Raw genomic sequence first — 21636 nt, 5'->3', positions numbered from 1 at the left:
TTGTGTCTGAGACATAAGTTTAAGGATTGCCGGGTAATAGAGCTATTATCATAAGTTAGTGTACGCTAACCGTTTGACAAAAAAGTTAAGGCTCATTTGAGCCTTAACAGCCCATCCCACCCGCAGTTGAAAAAGGTGGCCAGTTCCTCAATATAGCTCATGGCCCGTTCACGATTCATGTCGTGAACTACAGTCTCAAATACCGCAGTGAAATAGGCGCTGGTGATGAGATGATGCAGCTCATGGCTGATATGCCCTTCGATCTTGCCTCGCCGCTCCAGCTCATTATAATAGCGTTCCGTCTGGCTGACCTCAAGCTCTACCAGTTCGTGGACGTAATTTTCATATCTCGTCCCGGCAGAACAGCAGAGGATCAGTTTGAAAGCGTCAAAATGATCGTAAATATACCCGAGAAAATACCGCAAATACTCCGTGGACAGCCTCCTGCTGTCGATGGTTCGCTCTGCCGGGATCAGGTCAAAGTGGGCCTCCTGAGCCGCCTTGAACTGTTCCACAAGTCCGTCCGCAGCTTCCGATACCAATGCGTCAAAGAGTGCGGCTTTATCTGGATAATATCCGTAAAATGCCCCCTGGGTAAACCCGGCCTCTTTAACAATGCCGCGCAGAGAAGCGTCCTTGAAACCTTTGGCAAGGAACTCCTTTTTCCCAATTTCAAGTATCTTTCGCTGTGTTTCTGTATACTCTTCCATGTGCTCACCGCCTTATGATCTTATCTCTGTGCGTTTGCGTTGTTATATCAATGATATATATCACTGATATAATAACGCATTTGATCTTCTTTGTCAATATTTTTTACGCTTTGATTTCTATTTTTTCATAGCACCAGATAATTCTTTGAAGCACCCACCAAAATCTTCTTTTCAATACCTCAGAGCATTCTGCATAAATCTGTTGACGGGTAGGCGGATGCAATGTTCTCAACACTGGTAGAGCAGGTGGTGGAATGGGAAAACACAGCATCTGTTTGTTATTCTTTCCATCCTCTACCCAAGGAAAGAGGGCAGTGACAGTCACAGAGCGGTTCCATACGATTGCTATGGAGTTCTGGGCCAATTTGGAACATCAGCCTCAATAAAAAATGAAATGAATTTCTACCAAATGGTGAAGAATTATTTGATATCTCAAAGGCCAGTGCAGAACTGAATCTATAAAAATGGATAGTTTGCCATTTTTGCCAGTAGGAAGTGTAGTATTAGTAGAGGGGAAAACGAGGGAAGGGTTGTTGTAGCAAGCACAGCCAGCGAGTACCCACTGGCGGATTTTCGGTTTAGGGGGACCCCTGCCCCTAAACACGAAAATTGCTTGCTGGGATAGTCCCAGACCCTTATAAGAAACGGAGGCGAAGCGGAATGGTAAACAGAAAGCGGAACATCCAGATGAAGTTCTGGGTGACGGAGGAGGAGAAGCGGCTCATCGACGAGAAGATGGCGCAGCTCCCCACAAAGCGGTATGGGGCATATCTGCGCAAGATGGCGATTGACGGATATATCATCCATGTGGATACAACCGATATTAAGGAAATGACGAAAACCCTGGGCGCCATCGGCCGGAACATCAACCAGATCGCCAAGCGGCTGAACGCCGGCGGTTCGGCCTACCAGGCCGACATGGAGGAGATCCGGGAGAGGATGGACCAGATATGGCAGTTACAAAGACGCATCCTATTAAGTCAACGCTGAAAGCGGCCATCGACTATATCTGCAATCCCGACAAGACGGATGGAAGGCTGCTGGTGTCCTCCTTCGGCTGCTCCGCCGAGACCGCCGATATTGAGTTTGCCTGGACCCGCCGCCATGCCATCGACAAGGGCACGAACCTGGGCCGCCACCTCATCCAGGCGTTTGAGCCTGGGGAGGTCACGCCGGAGGAGGCCCACCGGATCGGCATGGAGCTGGCGCGGGAGGTCCTGGGGGGAAAATATGAGTTTGTCCTCACCACCCACATAGACAGGGATCACGTCCATAACCACCTGATTTTCAATGCGGTCAGTTTCCAGGATCACCGGCACTACCACTCCAATAAGCGGAGCTACCATGAGATCCGCCGCACCAGCGACCGAATCTGCAAGGAGCATGGCCTGTCCGTCATCGTCCCAGGCCGGGACAAGGGCAAGAGCTACATCGAACACCAGGCGGAACAGAACGGCACCAGCTACAAGGCGAAGCTGCGCTCCGCCATCGACCGGCTCCTGCCCGGCTGCGCCGGCCTGGAGGACCTGCTCCGCCGCCTTCAGCGGGAAGGGTACGAACTGAAACGGGGCAAGTACATCTCCGCCAGGGCACCGGGCCAGGAGCGGTTCACCCGATTGAAGGCCCTGGGCGCCGACTACGCAGAGGAGGCCCTGACCGCCCGGATCGCCGGCAGGCCCAGCCCCTCCCGCCAGCCGAAGCAGCGCACCGGGAAGCCCAGCCTGCTCATCGACATCCAGAACAATCTCAAAGCCCAGCAGAGCGCCGGTTACAAGCACTGGGCGACCATCGAGAATTTGAAGCGGGCCGCCGAAACGCTGAACTTCCTGACCGAACATGGGATCTCCAGTTATGAGGAACTGGCCGAGCGTTGCGACGGGGCGGCGGCCGCCACCGCCAGGGTGAAGGCAGACCTCCGGGCAACAGAGAAGGAAATGGAGCGGCTGACTCTCACCATGAAACACGCCGACACCTACCGCCAGCTCCGTCCCCTGTATGACCAATACCGCCAGTCCAGGGACAAAGAGAAATTCCTCCGGGGGCATGAGGGGGAGATCATCCTGTTTGAGGCGGCGGCAAGGGAGCTGAAGCGCCTGGACGCCGTACCCCTGCCTGCCACCAAACGACTCCGGGCCGAGATGGACGAGCTCACCGCCAGGAAGTCCGCCCTGCAATCGGAATATCGAAAGGCACAGCATAAAGAACGGGAGTACGATACCCTTAGTCAAAACGTCAGCATGTTGCTTGAACAGCCAAAGGATATTGTACTCCCGAAGGAAAAAACGAATGAACTTGAATAGACGGAAAAATTAACCCAGCCGCCACTGGGCGCTCTCGTTCTGAAGCTCCACCATGCGGCGGTAGAGGCCGCCCTGCTCCATCAGCTCCGCCGGAGTGCCCTGCTGGACCACATGGCCGTCCTCCAGCACCACGATGTGGTCGGCCCCCGCCACGGTGCGCATCCGGTGGGCTATCACCAACACTGTCTTGCCTTGAAGCAGACGGGAGAGGGCGGTCTGGACGGCACTCTCGTTCTCCACGTCCAGGCTGGCGGTGGCCTCGTCCAGCAGCACCACCGGCGCGTCCTTTAGAAGTGCCCGGGCGATGGAGATCCGCTGCCGCTCCCCGCCGGAGAGGGTGGAACCGTTCTCTCCAATCACCGTCTGGTAGCCCTGGGGCAGCTTACGGATAAACTCATCGCATTGGGCGGCTTTGGCGGCTTCCAGCACCTCCTCATCGGTGGCGTCTCGGCGGCCCAGACGGATGTTCTCCATCACCGTGTCCCGGAACAGCACCACGTCCTGGAACACCATGGAGTAGGAGCGCAGGAGAGCCTCCGGGTCTACCGTGGACACGTCCGTTCCACCCAGCGACACCTTCCCGCCGGTGACGTCCCAGAACCGGGCAGCCAGCTTGCAGGCGGTGGACTTCCCGCCCCCGGAGGGACCAATGAGGGCGGTGACCTCCCCCTGGCGGGCGGTGAAGCTCACATCTTCCAACACCCCTGCACCCTCCCGGTAGGCAAAGGAGACATGGTCAAAGGTGATGTCGTAGCTGGACGGACGGAAGTCCTCTGTTCCCGTCTGCACCGGCTGCTCCAGGATGGAGCGCATCCGTTCAATCTGCAGCTTGGTGTTGAAGGTGGCGGCGATGTTCTGGAGCACCACCCCCAGAGGATCGTACAGCCGGGCGGCGGCAAAGAGGAAGCCCAGGAAATAGAGGAAGGAGAGCTCCCCGGCCAGCAGCAGTGCCCCGCCGGTGAGCACCGTGGTGGCAAGCCCCAGCCGCAGGAAGGCTTGAGCGGAGCACACGAACACGCCGGTGGCCAGTTCGGAGCGGATGGAGCTGCCCTCCATAGCGGACAGCTTTGCCTCCAGATCGCCAAGATACCGCTCCTCCCGGTGGCAGGCCTTGATGTCCCGGATGGTCTCCAGCCCCTCCTGGATGCAGTCGGCCACCGCCCGCTTGTTCAGGATGTTTTTTGTCCCGAAGGCATCCTGAATCTTTTTGGAGCCCGCCGTCAGCGCAACCGCCACGGGCACCACCCACAGCACCGCCAGGGCCATGCGCCAGTCGCAGGCGAACATGCACACCCCGATCACCAGCGTGGAGCCGATGGAGGCAAACAGCTGGGGCACATAGTGGGAAAACATCTGGTCCAGGCTGGAGCAGTCGGCGATCATGGTGGAGGTCAGGTCGCTGAGATCCCGGTTCCCGAAAAAGGACAGTGGAAGCCTGCGCAGCGTCTCCGCCAGGCTCACCCGGCGGTTTGCGCTCTCCCGGTAGGTGGCGATATAGAGGGAGGCGTACTGGAACCAGTGAAGGACGAACAGTAGGACCAGCACCGCCAGGGCAAAGCCCACATAGAGCCAGAACCCGTCCGTGGGACTGCCGCCGCCCTCCAGACAGCCAAGCAGGTGTTGAATTGTAAACAGGACTGCCCCGATGGGGAACATAAGAGCCAGATTGCACACAAAGCACCAACTCACGGCCTTCGCCAGATCCTTGGCCCCCTTCTCGCTGAGGGCGAAGATGTGTTGTAATTTCTTTATCATACCGCCGCCTCCTTTCCAACCTTCCACTGGGCGCTGCGCTGATAGTCCGCCCACATGGCGGCGTAGACGCCGTTTTTCTCCAGCAAGGCGCCGTGGCTGCCCTGTTCCGCGATCTTCCCCTCGCTGAGGACGATGATGTTGTCCGCATTCTGCACCGTGGATAGCCGGTGGGCGATCATCAGCACCGTTTTGTTCCGGGTCAGCGTCTCAAAGGCCTTTTGGATCTGATGCTCGTTCTCTGGGTCGGCAAAGGCGGTTGCTTCGTCCAGCACCACGATGGGGGCGTCCTTCAAAATGGCCCGGGCCAGGGCGATGCGCTGCTGTTCTCCACCGGAGAGATAGACGCCTCTGGCTCCCACCACCGTGTCCAACCCCTGGGGCAGTTTTTCCAGGATGTCATCGCACTGGGCGGCATGGGCGGCGGCAAGCACCTCCTCCCGGGAGGCATCCGGACGGGCAGCCCGGATATTTTCCAGCAAGCTCTCCTTGAACAGCCGGGTATCCTGGAACACAAAGGCCACCTGCCCCATGAGGGCAGCGCTGTCCAGCTCCCGTACGTCCGCACCGCCCACGGTGACGCTGCCGCTGTCCACATCCCAGAACCGAGGGATCAGGCTGGCGGCGGTGGTCTTTCCCCCGCCGGAGGGGCCCACCAGGGCCACCACTTCACCGGGCTGGACGGAAAAGCTCACATTCTCCAGCGCGGGCCGGTCCGCGCCGGGGTAGGTGAAGGTCACATGGTCAAAGGTCACGGCGTCGTTGACCGGCCTCTTTTGGACCTTCGGCTCCTCCATAGGCTGCTGGCTCAGGATCTCGTCCAGACGGCCGATGGCCTCGTCGGCCTCCATCACGGCCTCGCTCATATACATGATGCGGTTGATCATCTGACCGCAGGCGGGGGCGAACAGGGCGTAGAAAATCAGGTTCACCAGCGCGGTACGAACATCCCCGCCGGAAGCAATGAGCAGCGCTGCCGGGATCAGCAGGGCGAAGGCCCCGTTGATGAAGGTGAGGAAGCAGGTCTGGCCTGTCCGACAGCTCATGGCGTACTGGCTGGCCAGGTTACTGTAATCCTGAATGGCGGCGTAGAAGGCCTTGAAGGAGTAGACCGTCTGCTGGAACATCTTTACCACCGGAATGCCCCGGACATACTCCACCGCCTCGCCGCTCATGCGCTCGATCTCCTTTTGATAGCGGTGGAAGAAGCCGGCATTCTTGCCGCCCATCATCAGGCACATGGACAGCAAAGCCAGCACCATGGTGAGCAGGCACAGAAGGCCCATCCGCCAGTCAAAAAGGAACAGCACGACGATGGCAGCGATGGGCGTCACCGCCGTGGCGGCCAGGTCGGGGAGCTTGTGGGCCAGCAGGTCCTCGGTGAGCCCGGCGTTGTCGTCGATGAGCTTGCGCAGCCGCCCCGATTGATTCCCGGTAAAAAAGCCCAGGGGGAGCTTCAGCACATGGGTCATAGCGGCGCGCCGGATGTTCCGGGCGGTGCGGAAGGCTGCGATATGGGTGGACATAAGGGCGGCAAAGTACAGCAGGATGCTGCCAATGGCAAACCACACCGCCATCCAACCAAAACGGCCCAGATCCCCGGCCCCGTCCAGGCTGGGCCAGGCGGCCAGTATGCTTCTGGCCACCAGCCAGACATACAGGTAGGGTGCCAGCCCCAGCACCGCCGACAGGGCGGACAGGATACAGCCCAGGATCGTCAGGTTCTTATGCCCGCCCGCATAGCCCAGGATGCGGGTCAGGCTGCTTGGTTTCTTTTGTTTCAAAGTGATCCCTCCTTGTTAAAACAGTTAGTTATTGCTAACTTATATCCAAAAAAGATAGGGGTCAAGCCCCCATCAATTTCAGCCATCCGGCAGTGTAGAAATCGCGGAGTTGATCCACATCCCGCAAGGCCTGTTCCCGGGGCATATCGTGGATCACGATCTCGAAGATGCCACTCATCATCCCGCTGGCAATGATGTGACATAGGGATTTGTCCAGCACAGGAATGTCCCTTCCCAGGCGGCGGAGCACCTCCATATATTGGAGGGTATACTCGACCTCCACCTCCACCATGTTGTGGACGAAGTGCTCGTAGCTGGTACCCTCTGAGCGGGTGAGGAGCAGCTTCACCGGCTCCCGGTGCTGGCAGATGTAGTCCACCATCCAGTGGACGCAGTGGGAGGACTCCACCCCCATGTGATCGGGCTGCTGTTCCTCGGGCAGTTCGGCAAAGGAGGTCTGAGCCTCCATAAACTTACCCATGAGGGCGGCGGCGTGGGGCTCCACCAGGGCGTTGAACAGGGCCTCCTTGCTGGAGAAGTAGCCGTAAAAGGCCCCGGTGGTCACCCCGGCGTTCTTCACGATCTGCCGCAGGGATGCCCCCTGAAATCCTTTGTCAAGAAATTCCTGCATGGCAGCCTGCTGTATGCTCTCCAAAGTGGCGCTTATCTTTTCTTCCATATCTTTCTCCACATAACACTGTAATATAACACTGTTATAATACATCGCTTTTCCTATGCTGTCAAGATGGCTGGCGAAATTCTTTTTTCAAAATGCACTTTGGTCATATTGGAAAGCTGGAATGGCGGGGATTGTGCGCTTTGCCGGACTTTTCAAAAGCCCCTGGGCGCGGTCAGATTTTCCCGGTATAATGGAGGCAGGAATGGAGGTGCCGCCAATGACGAGAACCGAAGCCATCAAGGAATTTTTCAAGAAGGCAGTTTTGCCCGTCGCCATCGCCGGGCTGCTGTACTGCATTTTCAAATCCGCCTGCATCAGGAATGGAGAGCTGGATCTTCTCTGGCTCTGGATACTCTGCGGCCTGCCCTTCGGCATCCATCGGATGTGCGTCTGGATCGTGCCGGGCGGCGGCTCCCTGGGCGGCGGCTCCGCGCTGTTCGTTCTGAACTTCATCATCGGCGGCCTCATCGGGGGCTTCGTCCTGGTGTGGCGCCTGCTGGTGGCGGCATGGTATGTGCCCCTCACCATTTACCGCCTGATCGTGGGATATTAAGATGGACAAACGGCAAAGAGCCGGCTGGTCAATTCCAGCCGGCTCTCCTCATGGTGTCCGCTCCAGAATAAGTTTTGTTCAGATCCGCGTACTCATCCAGCCGCACCATCAGCGCCAGGTACCCGCCGGTCAGGTCGGTGACCACCGTGGGACTTTTGGAACGCCATCCGCACGATCCGCAGCTTCAGCGGCCCATCGGCAGTCCTGGCCAGAAGACGGTGGATGGCGCGGACTCCGGGCCCCCGTAGATCCTGATAGCCCAACATATAGCCACGGCTGGATACGGTAATGCGGTCCGACCAGGCAGGCAATTCTCTTTCTGCGTCCTGGACGGAAAAGTATGCCCCCACATCCCGGATGCCCGCCTGCTTGACCCAGGTTTTCAGCATCAGCTTTACCGCTGTCGGCCCGGCGGCATCGAATACCAGCCGCCCGCCCGGAAACCGTTCCGCCATGGCCGCGCAGAGGGCGCGCACCTGTTCCGTTCGGAAGTAGTAGAACACCCCAGCGGCAAAGAACACAGCCCCGTCCTCCGCCGGCGTGTCAATGGCGTCGAACCAGGAGAGGTCATTTAGGTCGGCGGCTAGGTTTTTCTCCCGTTCCCCGGCGGGCAGCAGCGCCTCCCGCACCGCCATCACGTCGGGCAGGTCGATGTTATAGATGCGGCACTGCCCGTTGTCGCAGGACCGGCCCGTCTGATCCAGTCCGCAGCCCAGGTTCACCACAGCCGCACAGGGATGGCCCCGCAGGTAGTCCTTCACCTCCCAGGACAGATCGCTCTGGCGCATGGCCGCCTCCATGGCCCCAAAGGTCTGCATCAGGCCGCCGGACGCCTGCTCTAGGGCAGAAAAATCGTAGTCTAGCCGCTCCAGCAGTTCCACAGACAGCGGATCGGAAAATAGGTGGGGAAACCGCCGGGTACACAGTGCCCGGGCGTACAGGGGGATCACCAGCGTCTCTTGTATGGTGTTCTTCTCAATGTGGTATTTCATCGGCACCATCCTGTGCTAAATTCGTTACTACTGGCCGGAGTACAGCATTCGCATACAGTCCAGTCAACAGGACATAAAAGGGGTTGTTTTTTGTTTACGTCATGGAAAGCCTATGCGCCGGCACTATTTGCGTCCCACCAGCATCCGGGAGTCGCCCAGCATCATCATGGCCGCCCGCCGGCGGGAGCCGAAGGCCTCCAGGGCCGTGTCGATGATGTGTACGTCCTCATACCCCATGTCCCGCAGCTCTTGGGCAAAGGCCTCCATGTCCCCGTACATGCGGGGCTTCATCTCATCGTTGAGGGCGAACACGCCGCCCTTTTTCAACACCCGCAGGGTTTCCAGCAGCAGTGTCCGCTTGTCTGAACCCATGATATTATGATAGACATAGTTGCTCACCACAGCGTCGAAGCTCTCATCCGGGAAGTCCAGCTTGTTGGCGTCCCCATGCTGGAACCGGCACCGGGCGGCTACACCTTCGCTTGCAGCGTTTTTCTCGCACATAGTTTGGTTGTAGCCGAAGTCTACGCCCCAATAGTCAATGCCCACCACCTGGGCCGACGGCCAGGTGAGAGCCGCCCGGATGGACAATGGCCCGGAGCCGCAGCCCACTTCCAGCAGTTGCCCCTGCCCGTCAAAATCCAGATGGGAGAGGATGACCAGGTGGGTCCGCTCCATCATACCGCCGCCCCCAAAGGCATATTGACGCCGTATCCAGGCGCACCACAGGAACAGCGCCAGCAGGATCACTGCGGCAATCACGAACACCACACCCAGCGCCGTGATATGGAACACCGCAAAGGACAGCACGGCCAGCACAACGGCCAAGGCAAAAAGGCCGCCTACCACATAGAAAACAGGGTTTGACATCCAGCTCCCGTAATTCTCCCCATGCGTCCCAAGGCGGATTGCCGCCTGCTGGTAATTCCTGTCCTGCATGATAATATCATCTCCTTACTTAGCTAAATCTTTCTTGCTTTATTTCACATGCACCATTTTCACCATACAAAATCGGTCGGATACGTTCATGCTGAGCTTTGTGGAGAGCTTCAGCCCGGCCTTGTCGATATGGCGGTAATAGGGTTCCTCTGCAATCGCGCGGGCATCAATGCCAATTTTATGAGCGAGTGCCGCCGCGGAATCCACATAGAAAAACATCCTCGCGTCAGCATGGCCCATCTGCTTCATGTATTTTTTCCGCATCATATCCATTCCGCTTTTGCTCACGCTGTCGAACACGACCTCCATATTTCCGAAGCTTTGCAGCATCCGCAGAAGGGCAAGCACTTTTTCCTCTTCAAAATAGTGGAGCAGACCGCCGGCAGTAACCAGCACCGGCGCATCCGGTGCATCGATACGAATCTTCCTGATCCAGCCATCTGAAAAGGCATCGCCGGCAAAGTATGTCTGTCGCTCCGGTTCCGGGAGCAGCGTCTTTCGGTATTCCATGACATCCGGCAGATCGACAGCGTACCAGCGGGTATGCCCATCGTCGTTCCGGTAAAAGGTGGTCTCCAGCCCGCACCCCAGCTCCGCAATTACGCCGTCTGGTTTGCGGCGGAGAAAGTCCCGGATATATCGGTCCATATTGGCGGAACGGGAGGCAGAGGCCAGCAGGGTATACTGGCTCTGGGAACCGGTTTCCACCAGACTTTTGGGCAGCACATCTTTCAGCGACAGGGCCTTTTCATCATACAAAATGTTTTGAAAATGCTCGCTGATATAGATCCTGCCCAGCATGGGAATGAACAAAGTGTTCTCTACGGCGTTGAATTCCGGCATGGTATCCCTCCTTATAAACATAAACATTGCAAACGACTATACTGCCTGCCACAGCGCATTCATGACCAAACCCAGCCCTGCCTGTATTGCCGCCAACAAAGGGCAGAGGATCAATGGCCATTGCAGCAAGTGCTCCGGCAAGGCATAGCTTTTCATCCACGCCTTGAACCCATAGCCGGGGTGCCCTTCGGTTCCTGGGATGATAAAACGGCGTTTTGCCTTCCTCTGTATCAGCCAGAGGTCCAGAAAGAGCAGGTCACAGACATTGACGATCATCCACTGGATATACCCCGTCAGGGCGGGACACCAGAAGCCTGTTGTCCCGCCCTCCACAGTGCTGGCCGCACCGTAAAGAAGGAGGGGCAGCAGTTCCCCAAAGCAGATCCAAAGCCAGTAAAAACGATTTTCGGCCTTTGTCGGCGGATCTTTTGCCGCCTTGATGATGGCGGGCGGATAGCAGGGAAACATCAGCCGGGGCTGATACAGCGCCACCGCCGCGGCGAACAGGTTAAAATAGGCCGCCATGGCGAGCCCGTCCAGGATGGCACGCGTCCAGTTCACATACATCCCCCTTTCGCTTGTAAGCAAATCAAAAGGTTAGCATTAACTAACCAGTATGTATTCAGTATATCTTATCCCGCATGAAAAAGCAATGCACCATTGATGCCATCCTGCAATTTTGCACGATGGAAATGTGGAAAACGGCCGCTCCGCCGATGGAAAACAGATATTCACGGTCCGATGGAAAAGCCGTCGACTTTCCCACAGCCCGCAAACATCGTTTCCCACAGCTCCGCAAGCATGACCGTTTACGCACATTCCCACAGCGCCTACTACTGCGAATATCCTTCCTGTCCGGTCCTGATAGAAAGAGAAAAGAGGACAAAAAAAGAAGCGGGAGCGTCACCCTCGGCTCAAACCGAAGGCGGCGCTCCCGCTCTGCTATGGAAAAGTGTTCAAAACTGTTGCTTTGCGCCCCTCAAACCGGAGGGGCAGGCCCACATGGGAAATCATAAGGGCGGCTCCCGGAAAAGCCGCCACAGACGGTTTTACAGCCCATTTCCTACCCTAAACCCTACGCTTTTTCGAGCGTGCGGACTGGTAATGGGGACAGGAGATAAGAACCGCCCGAAAACTCTGCTTGCAGGGGTGGACACAGCCCTTGCAGACCTTGTTGTACTTGCGGCGGCCGTTCTCCCCCAGGAAGAAGGACCACTCCAGCCGCCACTTCTTGCTCCGGCTCATAGGTCGCGCTCCGGGGACTTCTTCTGGTGGGCCTTGTCCGGGGGCTTGCGTTCACCGCACTCCTTTTTCGCCTCCGCCAGCCGCTCCCGGATGGAGGGGCGCTTCTCCGGGGAGGTCCGGGCTGCCTCGGCCTTCGCCGCCTCCAGTTCCTCGCCCTTGCGGCCGTTGTTGATGACCCCATCGATCATCCCATAGTCGTCCTCCAGGGTCATCTCGGCGGTTCGGAGGGGGTTGTCTTTTTCCGGCTGCTCCGCCAGAACAGCAAAAGCTCTGGCGCCGTTGCCCATGATAAGATACTTCCCATCGTCAGACTGATGGTGCAGGCCGTACCCGGCCGCCTCCATCTGCTCCCGGCTCATATCCGTCACATAGAAGGTGCCCCTGGGAGTCCGCACCGTTTCGCCGGTCTCCCGGTCATCCGGGGAGGGCGCCGGGGTCTGTCCGGCCAGCTCCGCCTCATACTCCCGGCCCGCCTGCTCCGCAAAGGCCAGCATCTCGTCCACATGGGACTTGTCCGGGTCCTCCAATGCCGCTTTGATTACAGCCGGATCAAAGTCAAGAAATTCCTCATAGCCGGTGGCGTCTTTGAATTTCTCAATCTCCGAAGGGAGATAGTCCTCCTGGGTCTGCCCCAGGGCGGCCAGCTTCTCATCCAGGGCGGAAATGCGGCCGGCCATCAGATTTTCGTAGATCTCCTCCTTGGCTGCGTGCTCCTCCGGGTGCTCGGCGGCATACTGCGGGTCGTGCTGGCGGAAGAACTCGTCCATATCGTAGGCGATGTCCATCGCCCATTCGGATTTTTCCTCCTCGGTCAGCTCCTCCGCGTCCTGGAAGGTCATCACCCGGTATTCCTCCGGGATGCTGCCATGCTCCCCATCGTAATACTCATGGAAGCTGCTCCCGGTGTCCCGCACATACCCCAGGTCGGTGAACTCGCCGCCCTCCTCCAGGGCGACGTCCCGGCCGTAGGCCTCATAGTCGATGTAGTTCCGCAGGTGCTCCGGCACCTGCATGGCGTCCAGCTCCTCGATGTAATACCGGCCCAGGTCGTCGTGGTCGTGGATGTCGGGGTAAATGTCGTAGCAGTCCAGGTTCTCGGTCAGGTTGATGATCTCCTGCAAGCTGCCCGAATGGTCGCCGATCTCCATCGCCGCCTGGAACTGTTCGTACTCGCCCTGGCTCATCTCGTCCAGTTTGGAGGCCAGGTAGTTGAGCTCGTCCAGGTTCTCATACTCGCCCAGCTTGTCGTAGAGGCCGTCCACATAGCAGTCATAGTCAGTGATGAACCACTCCTCATAGGGCTGGCCGAAGTCATCCTTCTGCCCAATGCCGATCCGTTCAAACACCTTCTGCATCTCCTCTGGCGTGGTGGGGAACTTCACCCATTCGCCCACCAGGTCGCCCTCGTTGTACTTGCCCAGGTTTGTGATGAAGGCGGCAAAGGGATAATCCTTGTCATATTCATAATGGGGCATATACGCACCTCCTATTACAGCTCCGGCTCAGACTTCCCCTTGCGGGGCGCCTGGGCCTTGTTCTTGTTCCTGCACTCCTGTTTGCTCTGTTCCAGCCGCTCCCTGATGGAGGGCTTGCGGTCCGCCTGCTTCGCCTGGGGGCGGTCGTGCTGCCATGGGGCATCCGTGGGGAACAGATACCCCCGGCTGGTGAAGCACCCCCGGTCCTCCTCCAGGGCGCGCCGGCCGAAGGGGGCGGGGTCAATGGCGGCCCGGAGGTCGTCCGTCAGGCCGATGGTCAGTTTCTCCTCCAGGTACTCCCAGCCCAGGTCCTCCAGGGTCCGAACATGGGGCTCCAGCACGAAGCAGTCCACATTTTTCTCAAATTCCAGGAACTGCTCCGCCGTGGTCAGCCGATAGGGGGACTCCTGGACAGCAGTCAGAAGGTCCCGGTCCTCCTGGGATAGGGCGGCAACGGCTTTCGCTACCGCCGCCAACTCCTCCCGGCTCATGTTCTGTTCAGCGCCGCCCAGGGAAATATCCGGGATTGCTTTATCTGCCATTCACGCCCTCCTTCCGTTTGGGGAACTCCAATTTGAAGCGGACATACTTCTCGCCGGTATCATCCAGCACCACCACCGCGTCATAGGCGGCGCCCTTCTTTTCAGACCACATCCCCTTGACGAAGGTGCGGCCCTTCTTCAAAAGGTCGCCGGCCATCTTTTTTGTCAGCTCCTTCTTGCGGGAGGTCCAGAAGCGGTCGTCCTTCCAAAGGACAAAGCGGCAGGCGCGGTCGGAGCAGTAAAAATTCTTCCTGCCCTCATAGACCGGCTTGCCGCAGCGGGGGCAGAGACCCACGGCCTCCCGCTCCAGGGCGAACAGCTTCTGGCCCTCCTCGGAGATGTGGGAATAGGTTTTCACCAGTTCCCGCGCCATGTCAGAGATCCCCGCCATGAAAGCGGCGGGATCGCCCTCACCCCTGGCGATGGCGGTCAGCTTCTGCTCCCACTCCGCCGTGAGCATGGGAGAGGTCAAAGTATCCGGCAGGACGGTGACCAGGTTGATCCCCGCCTTGGTAGGGATGAGACTTTTCCCTTTGCGCTCCACAAACCCGGCCGCCACCAGCTTCTCCAGGATCGCCGCCCTGGTGGCCGGGGTGCCCAGGCCCTTGCGCTCGGCGTCCTCCGGCATCTCCTCTTTCCCGGCAGTCTCCATCGCCGCCAGGAGGGTGTCCTCCGTGTACGCCTTAGGCGGGGCGGTGAAGTGTTCGGTGACAGCGGCCTCCACCTGGTCAAAAAGTTGACCCTCGGTGAAGTCCGGCAGAGCGGTGGGTTCCGCCTCGCCCTCCGGCTGCTCCTTCAGGGAAGCGCGGAAAATGTGGTCGATCTCACGCCAGCCCTCGGAGAGGATGCGCCGCCCCTTGGCGGTGAAGGTCTGCCCGCCGCAGGTAAAGGTCGCCGTCACCGCCTCGTACACATAGGGCTCCGCAACCGCGCACAGCAGCTCCCGGCACACCAGCAGAAGGATATTGCGCTCACCCACGGGCAGTTCGGACAGGCCCGCCTTCTCCAGCTCCAGCGTGGGGATGATGGCGTGGTGGTCGGACACCTTCTTGTCATTTACCAGCAAGGACACATCCGGGAAGAACTCCCCGCACCCGTCAAAGGGCGGTACCTTGGCCGCCAGGTGGAGGACCACCGAAGCGGTCTCCGCCATGTCGGCGGTCAAAAACCGGCTGTCCGTCCGGGGATAGGTCAGCAGCTTTTTCTCATAGAGGGATTGTGCGTAGTCCAGCGTCTGTTTCGCCGTGTAGCCGAAGATGCGGTTGGCCTCCCGCTGGAGGGTGGTCAGGTCGTAGAGCCTGGGCGGTGCCTCTTTCTTCTGTTCACGGGTGACGGAAGCGCAGACTGCCTCCGCGCCGGCACAGGCCGCCCTCAGGGCCTCCGCCTCCTCCGGGGCGGCGATCTTCTCCGACACCGCCTCGGCCCCGCCCAGGGTCAGGCGCACATGATGGTATTTCTCTTTGCGGAACATTGTGATTTTGCTGCCCCGGTCCACCAGCATGGCAAGGGTGGGGGTCTGCACCCGCCCCACATTCAGGGTGCGGTGGTAGAGGACAGAAAAAAGTCTTGTGGCGTTGATCCCAATGAGCCAGTCTGCTTTCTGGCGGCAGAGGGCGGACTGGTACAGCGGGTCATACTCCGCGCCGGGGCGCAGGTCCTGGAAGCCCTCCCGGATCGCCGCGTCCTCCATGGAAGAGATCCACAGACGGGAGAAGGGCTTCTGGCATCCCGCCATCTCATAGACCAGCCGGAAGATGAGTTCGCCCTCCCGCCCGGCGTCGCAGGCGTTGACCAGCTCGGTGACATCCTCTCGCTCCATGAGGTGCTTCAAGTTCTGGAAGGCGTCCTCCTTGCCCTTCGCCAGCACATAGCGGAAGGGCTCCGGCAGGATGGGAAGGTCATCATACTTCCATTTCTTATAACCAAGGTCGTACCCGGCTGCGTCCATCGGGGACACCAAATGCCCCACGCACCAGGAAACGATGAGCCCATTTCCTTCAAAACAGCCATCGGCCCTGGATGTGACACCCAGGGCCGACGCGACGGCTTTTGCAACACTCGGTTTCTCACAGATCACCAGCTTCATTTCGTATCCTCCATTTCTTCCTCCGGTTCCGGTTCGTCCTCGTTGATATACTCCTCCTCATCCGCAAAATCATAGTCGTCCGGGTCTGCGCTGACCTTGGACGCCTGCTTGGGACGGATAAACTTGATATAGGCGAAGGCTCCGCCGCCGCCCAGCACCACCAGCGCCAGGACCAGCGCCAGGGCGCCCATGCCCCCGGACTTCTCCGCCTCCGGCTCCGGTTCGGGTTCCGGCTCCGGCTCCGCGCCGGCGCACTCGGCCATATTCACCGCGCACACCTCGCAGGAGGTGTTCACCGCCCCGGCCTGGCATTTCTCCGTACAGGTGCAGACCGCCGGCGCCTCCTGGGCCTCGCCATCCTCCATCAGTGCCAGGAGGTCCGCCTCGTCCACCTGGTTCAGGAAGTGGACGGTCTGCGCCCCCTCGTCATCCCGGTCGATGATGAGATAGAACACGTTGCCGCCCTTTGTCTCCACCGTGATGAACTGCTTGCCGGAGGATGTCCCGCCCAGGTCGTCAATGAGGGACAGGTTCCCATCCGGGGTCAGGGCTGCCCCTCCGCCCCCGGAGAGGCCGGAGGCGAACAGCTCCAGCAGGGCGGAGAGGTCCGTCCCGTCCAGGGAGAGGGAGAAGCTGCCCGTGTCCGTGATGGTCAGGTAGTCGGAATGAACATAGCCCTCCCGCTCCGGCAGAAGCACCTTGACCCATTCGCCCTCGGTGCCGATGACTTCTACCTGCGCCCCGTTGGGAAGCTGGGTGAATGCGTCATTGTCCAGCCCTGCGCCGGTGCGGACATTCAGATTGCCGCCGCAGGTGGTCACGGTGCCGGTGCGCAGGGGCTCCAGGCCCTCCAGGTTGGGAGTGAACAGGATACCATCCTCGGTGACGGTCACGGTTCCCAGGCTGCCCAACAGTTCGGTGAGCTGGTCCAGGGTGTCACCGCCGGCCTCCGCATTATCGCCGCCGGCAGTATCTTCATCATCGGAAACCGTGATTTCCGGGGTTCCGTCATCCTCCGTGAGGTCAGCCTCCGTTTCGGTGTAGTAAGGTTCACCCTCCCCGCCGCCGGCAAAGGCGGGGACCGCAAAAGCCGTGGCACAGAGCGCCACGGCCAGAGCCGCCGTAAACAGGCGGATGATCGTTTTATTCTTCATACTCGGCGTCCTCCATCTCGTTCTCGCCGGGGTCAGCCGACGCCTCCGCCTCCATCATGCCCTCCGGCAGGGTGATGAGGCCGCTGGCGTAAGCCTTCAGGAAGGCCGTCAGCTCCCGGTTGTCCATCTTCACCGCCTTGACCATGCGGACGATCTCCAGGTTTTCCTCCTCGGTGAGCTGGGCCTCCAGGGTGCGGAGGCGCTTCTGCTGCTCGGAGATCTTCTCCTTGGTCTTTTCAATGTCACGGCGGATCTTCTCAACAGTTGCCATGTGTGCAAAACTCCTTTCCAAATCGTTCTTTCCATGAATAGCTGCGGCCCAGGCCCTGGACCGTTTTCAAATTGGGGCGGGCGTTGTCCTCCAGGGCGATGGCCCTTCGGAACAGGTCCGGGTGGTGGTCCCGCAGGTGGATGATCTCCTCCGCCCTCATGCTGGGGCAGAAAAAGCAGGAGGACTTGCCCGGCTGGGACAGGCCCGCATCTTCAATGGCCCGCATACAAGCCGCCCGGTCCCATCCCCATTCCATCAGGGGATACCACTTGCTGTACTTGGGGTCGGCCAGGTCGCCCAGCAGCACCTTGTCGCTGCGGTAGCCCTCGCCTGCGTCGTAGCCGATGAACTTCACCACCCGCTTGCCCGCCGCCCATACCTTTTGACAGGGCAAATAGTGATTGCAGAACTTTTCCTGCGGCCCGATCTTGTGTTTCAGGGAACACCGCTTGAAGCCGTAGGCGATGGAAGGCAGGGTACCGCTCTGCAAACACTCCTGCTCCAGGGTCAGCCGCTTGCCGTCCCGCGTGGTCTTGTAGACTCTGGTGATGGGCGGCATCCCGTGGTCCTTCAGCCAGCGGTCCATGATGTCCAGGTAGGCGTAGGTGTGGGGATGCTCCGCCCCGGTATCTGCAAAGAGGATCAGGTCTACCGGGATACGGTGCTGATGCAGACCGACTAAAAGGGCGGTGCTGTTGACACCGCCCCCATAGGAAACCATATTGATGTGTGCTTCACCTCCCATCAGTTGTACGGCGGCCGGCCGTAGGCATAAAAGTGAGACTGCCAGTAACTTGTATTCAAATTGGTGTAGGAAATCGGGTCTCCGCAATGCAGCATCATCCCATCGCCCACATAAATACCCACATGGGAGATACCGCTGGTGTCATAGGTGCCCACGAAGAACACCAAATCACCGGGCTGGGGGTCGGATACCGGCGTGGAGATATTGTAGAGCCCCTGGGCGCCCAGCCGCCCGGTATTGCACAGGCCGGTGCTGGTCAGCACATAGCTGACGAAGCCGGAACAGTCAAACGATGTCTCCGGGCTGCTCCCGCCCCACACATAGGGGTATCCCAGGTATTTCTCCGCCTCGGTGATGAGGGTAGCAAACCGTTCATCCGTCAGGTACTCGGCGGGGATGTCCCAGGCCGTAGGCGGGTTCTCGATGTACTTGCCCACATACCCGGAGGACGGAAACAGATCCGGCCGGTTGCCCAGGGTAGACATATACACGGCGTACATGGAAAGCTGATCCTCGCCCATGATGTAGACCGGCACATGAGAGAGGTCAAAATTTTCCAGCGTGACGGTGCAGATATACCAGGTGTATGGCACCTCCACTTCGTACTCGTTGCCCTCGCTGTCTGTCCGGGTTTCCGTCCGATACCTTGTTTCGGTGGTCACAGTTTCGGTGAGGATGTACTGCTTGTCAAAGAGCATTTCCAAGTCGCCTTGCACCTCGTCCAGGGTAAACACCCCTTCATGGAGCGCCGACAGGATGGACAGCAGCACATAAGGGTCATGCTCGATCTCGTCCAGGTCAAAGTGATATTCGTCATAGTCGTGGGTGGCCTCGTAGGTGTCCAGGTATTCTTGAAGCTCCGCCTCCATCCCGCAATAGGCGGCCTCGGCCCCGGTCAGGTCCGCGTCCTCGGAGAGATAGGAGGACGCCACCAGGCCGGAAGTCCCGCCCCCGAACATGGAAGTGCAGGACTGCATCAGCCCCATGATGAGCATGAGGATCAAGCCGATCCCGCCCACGATGAGGAGGGTGTGCTTGTTTTTGGTGACGAAGCCGCCCAGCTTCTGGGCGATGGTCCCGCCGCCTTTCTTCGCTGCGGAGGCGGCGGTCTGGGACGCCTTGCCCGCGGCTTGGGCCGCGCCGGTCCCGGCCCGGTGGGCGGCGGCGTACTGTTTTTGCAGCCGTTTCTTCTGCCACAGGCGGGAGATGGGATTGCTGGAAGCAAGCTGGGGATTTTCCATGACGGACTTTCGCCAGTAGAAATCGGCATTGGCTTTCACCGCCGCCTGCTCCGCCTGCTTCACATCCCGCCAGGGTTTCAGTTTCCGGTCCGCACGCGCCTGATGGAAACGCCGATTGCCATAGCCCACGGCCTTCTCAATCTGCCGTTCTCCCAGGTGGCCGGCCTGAACACCGGAGTTATCGCCCTCCACCTTGCTCACTTCGCCGTGGAGGGTGGACCGTATTTCCTGCACCGGCCGGGACAATGGGTTGCCATGCTCCTTACCGGGAGGCTTTACGGGGACAGCGGCCTTTGCCGCGTCCAGCTTGTCTGCCGCCTTGTCGGACTTGCGGACAGCTTTTTTCAGCTCCGGCGCCGCTCGGTCCGCCTCCGAAAACTGCAAACGGGAGGAAGGGCGGTCCCTGGCCGCCTCCCCCTCCCGAAAGGTGTCGCGCCGCTTGCGCCGCGCCTTTTTCGCCTGGCGCCGTTCCACATGGCCCGCCGCCTCGTCCGCCGCTCGGTTCAGCACACCGGCGGTCTCATCAGCAGAGGAATAGTCCTGCTCCGGGGGACGGTCCGAAACATGGGTGGCCTCGCCGGTCACCAGGTTCACCGAAATGGCCCCGTCACGGGTCATCTTCTGGGCCTCCTTCTCAGAGGCTTTCCATTCCTGCATTTATCCGTCACCTCCTCCATAGGGGCAGATGCCGGCGCACGCCCCGGTCTCGATCATGGAAATGTAATGAAAAATGGGATAGGCCTGGGGCGGGCAGACCGCGTTTCCCAGGGTTTTCAGCCGCAGGGCCCGGTCCTTCGTGTCCTCCGTTATGCGGGGGATGCCTGCGGGTTCCTCTCGCCATAGGATACGGCCGTCCATCCTTTCGGGAAGCCCATGAGCCATTCCACCCAATCCGGGTTCAGTGCCGCCTTCTCCGACAGGGGCTGCTCCTGGTGGATCACCTGGGCCGACAGGTTGCTGGACGGGGACTTGCCCTGGAAGGCCGTGGGTTTCAGGGTGGAGCGGTAGCCCTCCGATGCCGCCGGCGTCAGGTAGAACACCGCCGCCGAAAGGCTCAGGCTCCAGATCGTCCCATCCTTGTTCCGCTTGCGGAAGATTCCATTGTCCGACAGGTACACATCCAGGTTTGCCGCGTCCCTGCAGGTGGATTTGTCGGAGGCAAGGGGCGTGGGAAACATCAGCCGCGACGATAAAAGTTCGCTGGCGCTCATGCCACGCGCCGACGCCGCAAGCCGGAAATACGAATGGGAGAACAGCGTATCCCGCTTTTGCCAGGTCAAAAATCGTTTTGTCGAGCCCCATATTGATGAAGCCAGCAACATTTTCCCCAAGCACCCAATGGGGCCGCAGTTCGGCAATAACTCTGCACATCTCCGGCCACAGGTAGCGTTCATCCGCAAAGCCCCGCCGCTTTCCGGCGGTGGAGAAGGGCTGACAGGGGAAGCCGCCGGAGATGATGGTGACTGTTTCAAGTCCTGTTTTCTCAAAAAACGCCTCCTTCGTAAATGTGGTGATGTCCCGGAACTTCGGCACATCCGGCCAGTGCCGCTCCAGGATGGAATAGGGGTAGTCCGCCCATTCACACTGGCAGACAGTCTCGAACCCGGCCGCCTCCGCCGCCAGGTCCAGACCGCCAATGCCGGAGAACAGGCTCACATGGGTCAGTCGCTCCATACCTCATCCCCTTCAAGTTCTCCCTCGTCCTGGGACTCCTCCTCCACATCCTCCAGGCGGATCATGTGGTGGCGCCGGATGATGGACTCCTCCAGGATGTCCTGGGCGGCGCTGCTGTCCTCCGGGAGGCCCAGGCTGCGGTAGATCCGCTTCATCTCTTTCTCATAATTGCCGGCCCGCTTTTTCAAGCGGAGAAAGTCCTTCTCCGTCTCCGCCTCGGACAGGCGGCGGGCCAGCGAATAGTAGAGGACGATCAGGTGGTGGATGTCGCCCACCAGCATACGGAAGCCGCTGCCGGGGATGATGTACTCATCCCGATATTTCTTGGGCTTCGGCTCCTCCTCAGGGACGGCCTCCACCTCGTCCAGTTCCTTGTCCATGAGCCCCTTCAAATCCTTGGGGTCGCCGAACACCAGATAGCGGCCGGGGATGCCCCAGCTCTGGAACTTCTCCTCGGCGATCTCGCCGTAGCGTTTCGCCGCGTCCAGCACATGGAACACGTCCTCCTCATCCTTGATCCGGCCCGCCAGGAAGGCAAGCTGATGGAGAAGGCCATACAGGTGGACTTCATCGTTGATATGGTTCAGATAGGTTTTTCCTTCGATGATATACAGTGTATTCTTCTTCATTCGATGCTCCTTTTTGAATTTT

The 21636-nt window shown here is 59.4% G+C and carries 21 protein-coding genes; 3 read left to right on the top strand and 18 right to left on the bottom strand.

Features of this window, described 5'->3' with window-relative positions; all coding sequences use genetic code 11:
• Positions 1 to 92: 92 nt before the first annotated feature.
• Entirely contained in the window at positions 93 to 710 is a 618-nt protein-coding gene (locus ACVDHE_RS07025) for a TetR/AcrR family transcriptional regulator (RefSeq protein ID WP_025654199.1), read from the bottom strand.
• Between the two features lie 660 nt (positions 711 to 1370).
• On the opposite strand from ACVDHE_RS07025, the gene ACVDHE_RS07020 reads away from it, so the two are divergent.
• Together ACVDHE_RS07020 and ACVDHE_RS07015 are read left to right on the top strand one after the other, a co-directional pair.
• Positions 1371 to 1700 (top strand): plasmid mobilization protein, encoded by a 330-nt coding sequence (locus tag ACVDHE_RS07020; RefSeq protein WP_458886059.1) that lies wholly within the window; start codon positions 1371 to 1373, stop codon positions 1698 to 1700.
• Positions 1661 to 3010 carry a relaxase/mobilization nuclease domain-containing protein gene (locus ACVDHE_RS07015; RefSeq protein ID WP_458886058.1) on the top strand — a complete coding sequence of 450 codons (1350 nt, stop codon included), beginning with the start codon at positions 1661 to 1663 and terminating at the stop codon, positions 3008 to 3010. Before ACVDHE_RS07020 ends, ACVDHE_RS07015 begins: the two co-directional genes overlap by 40 nt.
• Positions 3011 to 3019: 9 nt before the next feature.
• Here ACVDHE_RS07015 and ACVDHE_RS07010 read toward each other — a convergent pair whose 3' ends face one another.
• The 3 genes from ACVDHE_RS07010 to ACVDHE_RS07000 all read right to left on the bottom strand — a co-directional run bounded on the left by ACVDHE_RS07010 (position 3020) and on the right by ACVDHE_RS07000 (position 7225).
• A complete protein-coding gene (locus tag ACVDHE_RS07010; protein WP_458886056.1) occupies positions 3020 to 4765 on the bottom strand; it encodes an ABC transporter ATP-binding protein in 1746 nt (581 codons plus the stop codon).
• On the bottom strand, positions 4762 to 6546 hold the full coding sequence (locus ACVDHE_RS07005; RefSeq protein ID WP_458886055.1) for an ABC transporter ATP-binding protein: 1785 nt from the start codon (positions 6544 to 6546) through the stop codon (positions 4762 to 4764). The genes ACVDHE_RS07010 and ACVDHE_RS07005 overlap by 4 nt, the downstream gene beginning before the upstream one ends.
• A 61-nt stretch (positions 6547 to 6607) precedes the next feature.
• Positions 6608 to 7225, bottom strand: coding sequence for a TetR/AcrR family transcriptional regulator (locus ACVDHE_RS07000; protein WP_458886054.1), 618 nt, complete (start codon positions 7223 to 7225; stop codon positions 6608 to 6610).
• A gap of 217 nt (positions 7226 to 7442) precedes the next feature.
• Here ACVDHE_RS07000 and ACVDHE_RS06995 point away from each other — a divergent pair, with 217 nt between their 5' ends.
• On the top strand, positions 7443 to 7778 hold the full coding sequence (locus tag ACVDHE_RS06995) for a DUF6050 family protein (protein ID WP_025654205.1): 336 nt from the start codon (positions 7443 to 7445) through the stop codon (positions 7776 to 7778).
• Positions 7779 to 7870: 92 nt separating this feature from the next.
• On the opposite strand, the gene ACVDHE_RS06990 is transcribed toward ACVDHE_RS06995, so the two are convergent.
• The 14 genes from ACVDHE_RS06990 to ACVDHE_RS06925 form a co-directional block, all read right to left on the bottom strand.
• A complete protein-coding gene (locus tag ACVDHE_RS06990; RefSeq protein ID WP_025654206.1) occupies positions 7871 to 8770 on the bottom strand; it encodes a class I SAM-dependent methyltransferase in 900 nt (299 codons plus the stop codon).
• A 123-nt stretch (positions 8771 to 8893) separates the two neighbouring features.
• Positions 8894 to 9640 (bottom strand): class I SAM-dependent methyltransferase, encoded by a 747-nt coding sequence (locus ACVDHE_RS06985; RefSeq protein ID WP_458886053.1) that lies wholly within the window; start codon positions 9638 to 9640, stop codon positions 8894 to 8896.
• A gap of 108 nt (positions 9641 to 9748) precedes the next feature.
• Positions 9749 to 10552, bottom strand: a complete 804-nt coding sequence (locus ACVDHE_RS06980) for a class I SAM-dependent methyltransferase (protein ID WP_025654207.1) — start codon at positions 10550 to 10552, stop codon at positions 9749 to 9751.
• Between the two features lie 36 nt (positions 10553 to 10588).
• Positions 10589 to 11119 carry a hypothetical protein gene (locus ACVDHE_RS06975; RefSeq protein ID WP_458886052.1) on the bottom strand — a complete coding sequence of 177 codons (531 nt, stop codon included), beginning with the start codon at positions 11117 to 11119 and terminating at the stop codon, positions 10589 to 10591.
• A gap of 501 nt (positions 11120 to 11620) precedes the next feature.
• Positions 11621 to 11797: a hypothetical protein gene (locus ACVDHE_RS06970; RefSeq protein WP_458886051.1), complete on the bottom strand. Its 177-nt coding sequence runs from the start codon at positions 11795 to 11797 to the stop codon at positions 11621 to 11623.
• Positions 11794 to 13272, bottom strand: a complete 1479-nt coding sequence (locus tag ACVDHE_RS06965; RefSeq protein WP_025654208.1) for an antirestriction protein ArdA — start codon at positions 13270 to 13272, stop codon at positions 11794 to 11796. Before ACVDHE_RS06965 ends, ACVDHE_RS06970 begins: the two co-directional genes overlap by 4 nt.
• Before the next feature lie 14 nt (positions 13273 to 13286).
• On the bottom strand, positions 13287 to 13814 hold the full coding sequence (locus ACVDHE_RS06960) for a hypothetical protein (protein WP_458886050.1): 528 nt from the start codon (positions 13812 to 13814) through the stop codon (positions 13287 to 13289).
• On the bottom strand, positions 13804 to 15900 hold the full coding sequence (locus ACVDHE_RS06955; protein ID WP_458886049.1) for a type IA DNA topoisomerase: 2097 nt from the start codon (positions 15898 to 15900) through the stop codon (positions 13804 to 13806). The genes ACVDHE_RS06960 and ACVDHE_RS06955 overlap by 11 nt, the downstream gene beginning before the upstream one ends.
• The gene (locus ACVDHE_RS06950) at positions 15897 to 17054 is read right to left on the bottom strand and encodes a CD1107 family mobile element protein (RefSeq protein WP_025654211.1); all 1158 of its coding nucleotides are present in this window, start codon (positions 17052 to 17054) and stop codon (positions 15897 to 15899) included. Before ACVDHE_RS06950 ends, ACVDHE_RS06955 begins: the two co-directional genes overlap by 4 nt.
• Positions 17044 to 17325 carry a DUF4315 family protein gene (locus ACVDHE_RS06945; protein WP_458886048.1) on the bottom strand — a complete coding sequence of 94 codons (282 nt, stop codon included), beginning with the start codon at positions 17323 to 17325 and terminating at the stop codon, positions 17044 to 17046. Before ACVDHE_RS06945 ends, ACVDHE_RS06950 begins: the two co-directional genes overlap by 11 nt.
• The gene (locus ACVDHE_RS06940; RefSeq protein ID WP_458886047.1) at positions 17312 to 18070 is read right to left on the bottom strand and encodes a phosphoadenosine phosphosulfate reductase; all 759 of its coding nucleotides are present in this window, start codon (positions 18068 to 18070) and stop codon (positions 17312 to 17314) included. Before ACVDHE_RS06940 ends, ACVDHE_RS06945 begins: the two co-directional genes overlap by 14 nt.
• A complete protein-coding gene (locus tag ACVDHE_RS06935) occupies positions 18070 to 19968 on the bottom strand; it encodes a C40 family peptidase (RefSeq protein WP_458886046.1) in 1899 nt (632 codons plus the stop codon). Before ACVDHE_RS06935 ends, ACVDHE_RS06940 begins: the two co-directional genes overlap by 1 nt.
• Complete coding sequence (locus tag ACVDHE_RS06930; protein WP_458886045.1) at positions 19969 to 20985, bottom strand: DNA cytosine methyltransferase; 1017 nt, start codon at positions 20983 to 20985, stop codon at positions 19969 to 19971.
• Positions 20973 to 21614 (bottom strand): hypothetical protein, encoded by a 642-nt coding sequence (locus ACVDHE_RS06925; RefSeq protein ID WP_458886044.1) that lies wholly within the window; start codon positions 21612 to 21614, stop codon positions 20973 to 20975. Before ACVDHE_RS06925 ends, ACVDHE_RS06930 begins: the two co-directional genes overlap by 13 nt.
• Positions 21615 to 21636: the final 22 nt, after the last annotated feature.

It is taken from the genome of Dysosmobacter sp. Phy, assembly GCF_054476235.1.
This window is presented reverse-complemented; position numbering and strand designations above follow the sequence as displayed.

Coding starts and splice junctions, on each gene's coding strand:
- ACVDHE_RS06995 (WP_025654205.1), top strand. CDS start 7,443: ATGACGAGAACCGAAGCCATCAAGGAATTTTTCAAGAAGGCAGTTTTG.
- ACVDHE_RS06955 (WP_458886049.1), bottom strand. CDS start 15,900: ATGAAGCTGGTGATCTGTGAGAAACCGAGTGTTGCAAAAGCCGTCGCG.
- ACVDHE_RS06960 (WP_458886050.1), bottom strand. CDS start 13,814: ATGGCAGATAAAGCAATCCCGGATATTTCCCTGGGCGGCGCTGAACAG.
- ACVDHE_RS07020 (WP_458886059.1), top strand. CDS start 1,371: ATGGTAAACAGAAAGCGGAACATCCAGATGAAGTTCTGGGTGACGGAG.
- ACVDHE_RS06975 (WP_458886052.1), bottom strand. CDS start 11,119: ATGTATGTGAACTGGACGCGTGCCATCCTGGACGGGCTCGCCATGGCG.
- ACVDHE_RS06970 (WP_458886051.1), bottom strand. CDS start 11,797: ATGAGCCGGAGCAAGAAGTGGCGGCTGGAGTGGTCCTTCTTCCTGGGG.
- ACVDHE_RS06965 (WP_025654208.1), bottom strand. CDS start 13,272: ATGCCCCATTATGAATATGACAAGGATTATCCCTTTGCCGCCTTCATC.
- ACVDHE_RS06925 (WP_458886044.1), bottom strand. CDS start 21,614: ATGAAGAAGAATACACTGTATATCATCGAAGGAAAAACCTATCTGAAC.
- ACVDHE_RS07025 (WP_025654199.1), bottom strand. CDS start 710: ATGGAAGAGTATACAGAAACACAGCGAAAGATACTTGAAATTGGGAAA.
- ACVDHE_RS06990 (WP_025654206.1), bottom strand. CDS start 8,770: ATGAAATACCACATTGAGAAGAACACCATACAAGAGACGCTGGTGATC.
- ACVDHE_RS06980 (WP_025654207.1), bottom strand. CDS start 10,552: ATGCCGGAATTCAACGCCGTAGAGAACACTTTGTTCATTCCCATGCTG.
- ACVDHE_RS06940 (WP_458886047.1), bottom strand. CDS start 18,070: ATGGGAGGTGAAGCACACATCAATATGGTTTCCTATGGGGGCGGTGTC.
- ACVDHE_RS06985 (WP_458886053.1), bottom strand. CDS start 9,640: ATGTCAAACCCTGTTTTCTATGTGGTAGGCGGCCTTTTTGCCTTGGCC.
- ACVDHE_RS06930 (WP_458886045.1), bottom strand. CDS start 20,985: ATGGAGCGACTGACCCATGTGAGCCTGTTCTCCGGCATTGGCGGTCTG.
- ACVDHE_RS06935 (WP_458886046.1), bottom strand. CDS start 19,968: ATGCAGGAATGGAAAGCCTCTGAGAAGGAGGCCCAGAAGATGACCCGT.
- ACVDHE_RS07015 (WP_458886058.1), top strand. CDS start 1,661: ATGGCAGTTACAAAGACGCATCCTATTAAGTCAACGCTGAAAGCGGCC.
- ACVDHE_RS07010 (WP_458886056.1), bottom strand. CDS start 4,765: ATGATAAAGAAATTACAACACATCTTCGCCCTCAGCGAGAAGGGGGCC.
- ACVDHE_RS06945 (WP_458886048.1), bottom strand. CDS start 17,325: ATGGCAACTGTTGAGAAGATCCGCCGTGACATTGAAAAGACCAAGGAG.
- ACVDHE_RS07000 (WP_458886054.1), bottom strand. CDS start 7,225: ATGGAAGAAAAGATAAGCGCCACTTTGGAGAGCATACAGCAGGCTGCC.
- ACVDHE_RS06950 (WP_025654211.1), bottom strand. CDS start 17,054: ATGAAGAATAAAACGATCATCCGCCTGTTTACGGCGGCTCTGGCCGTG.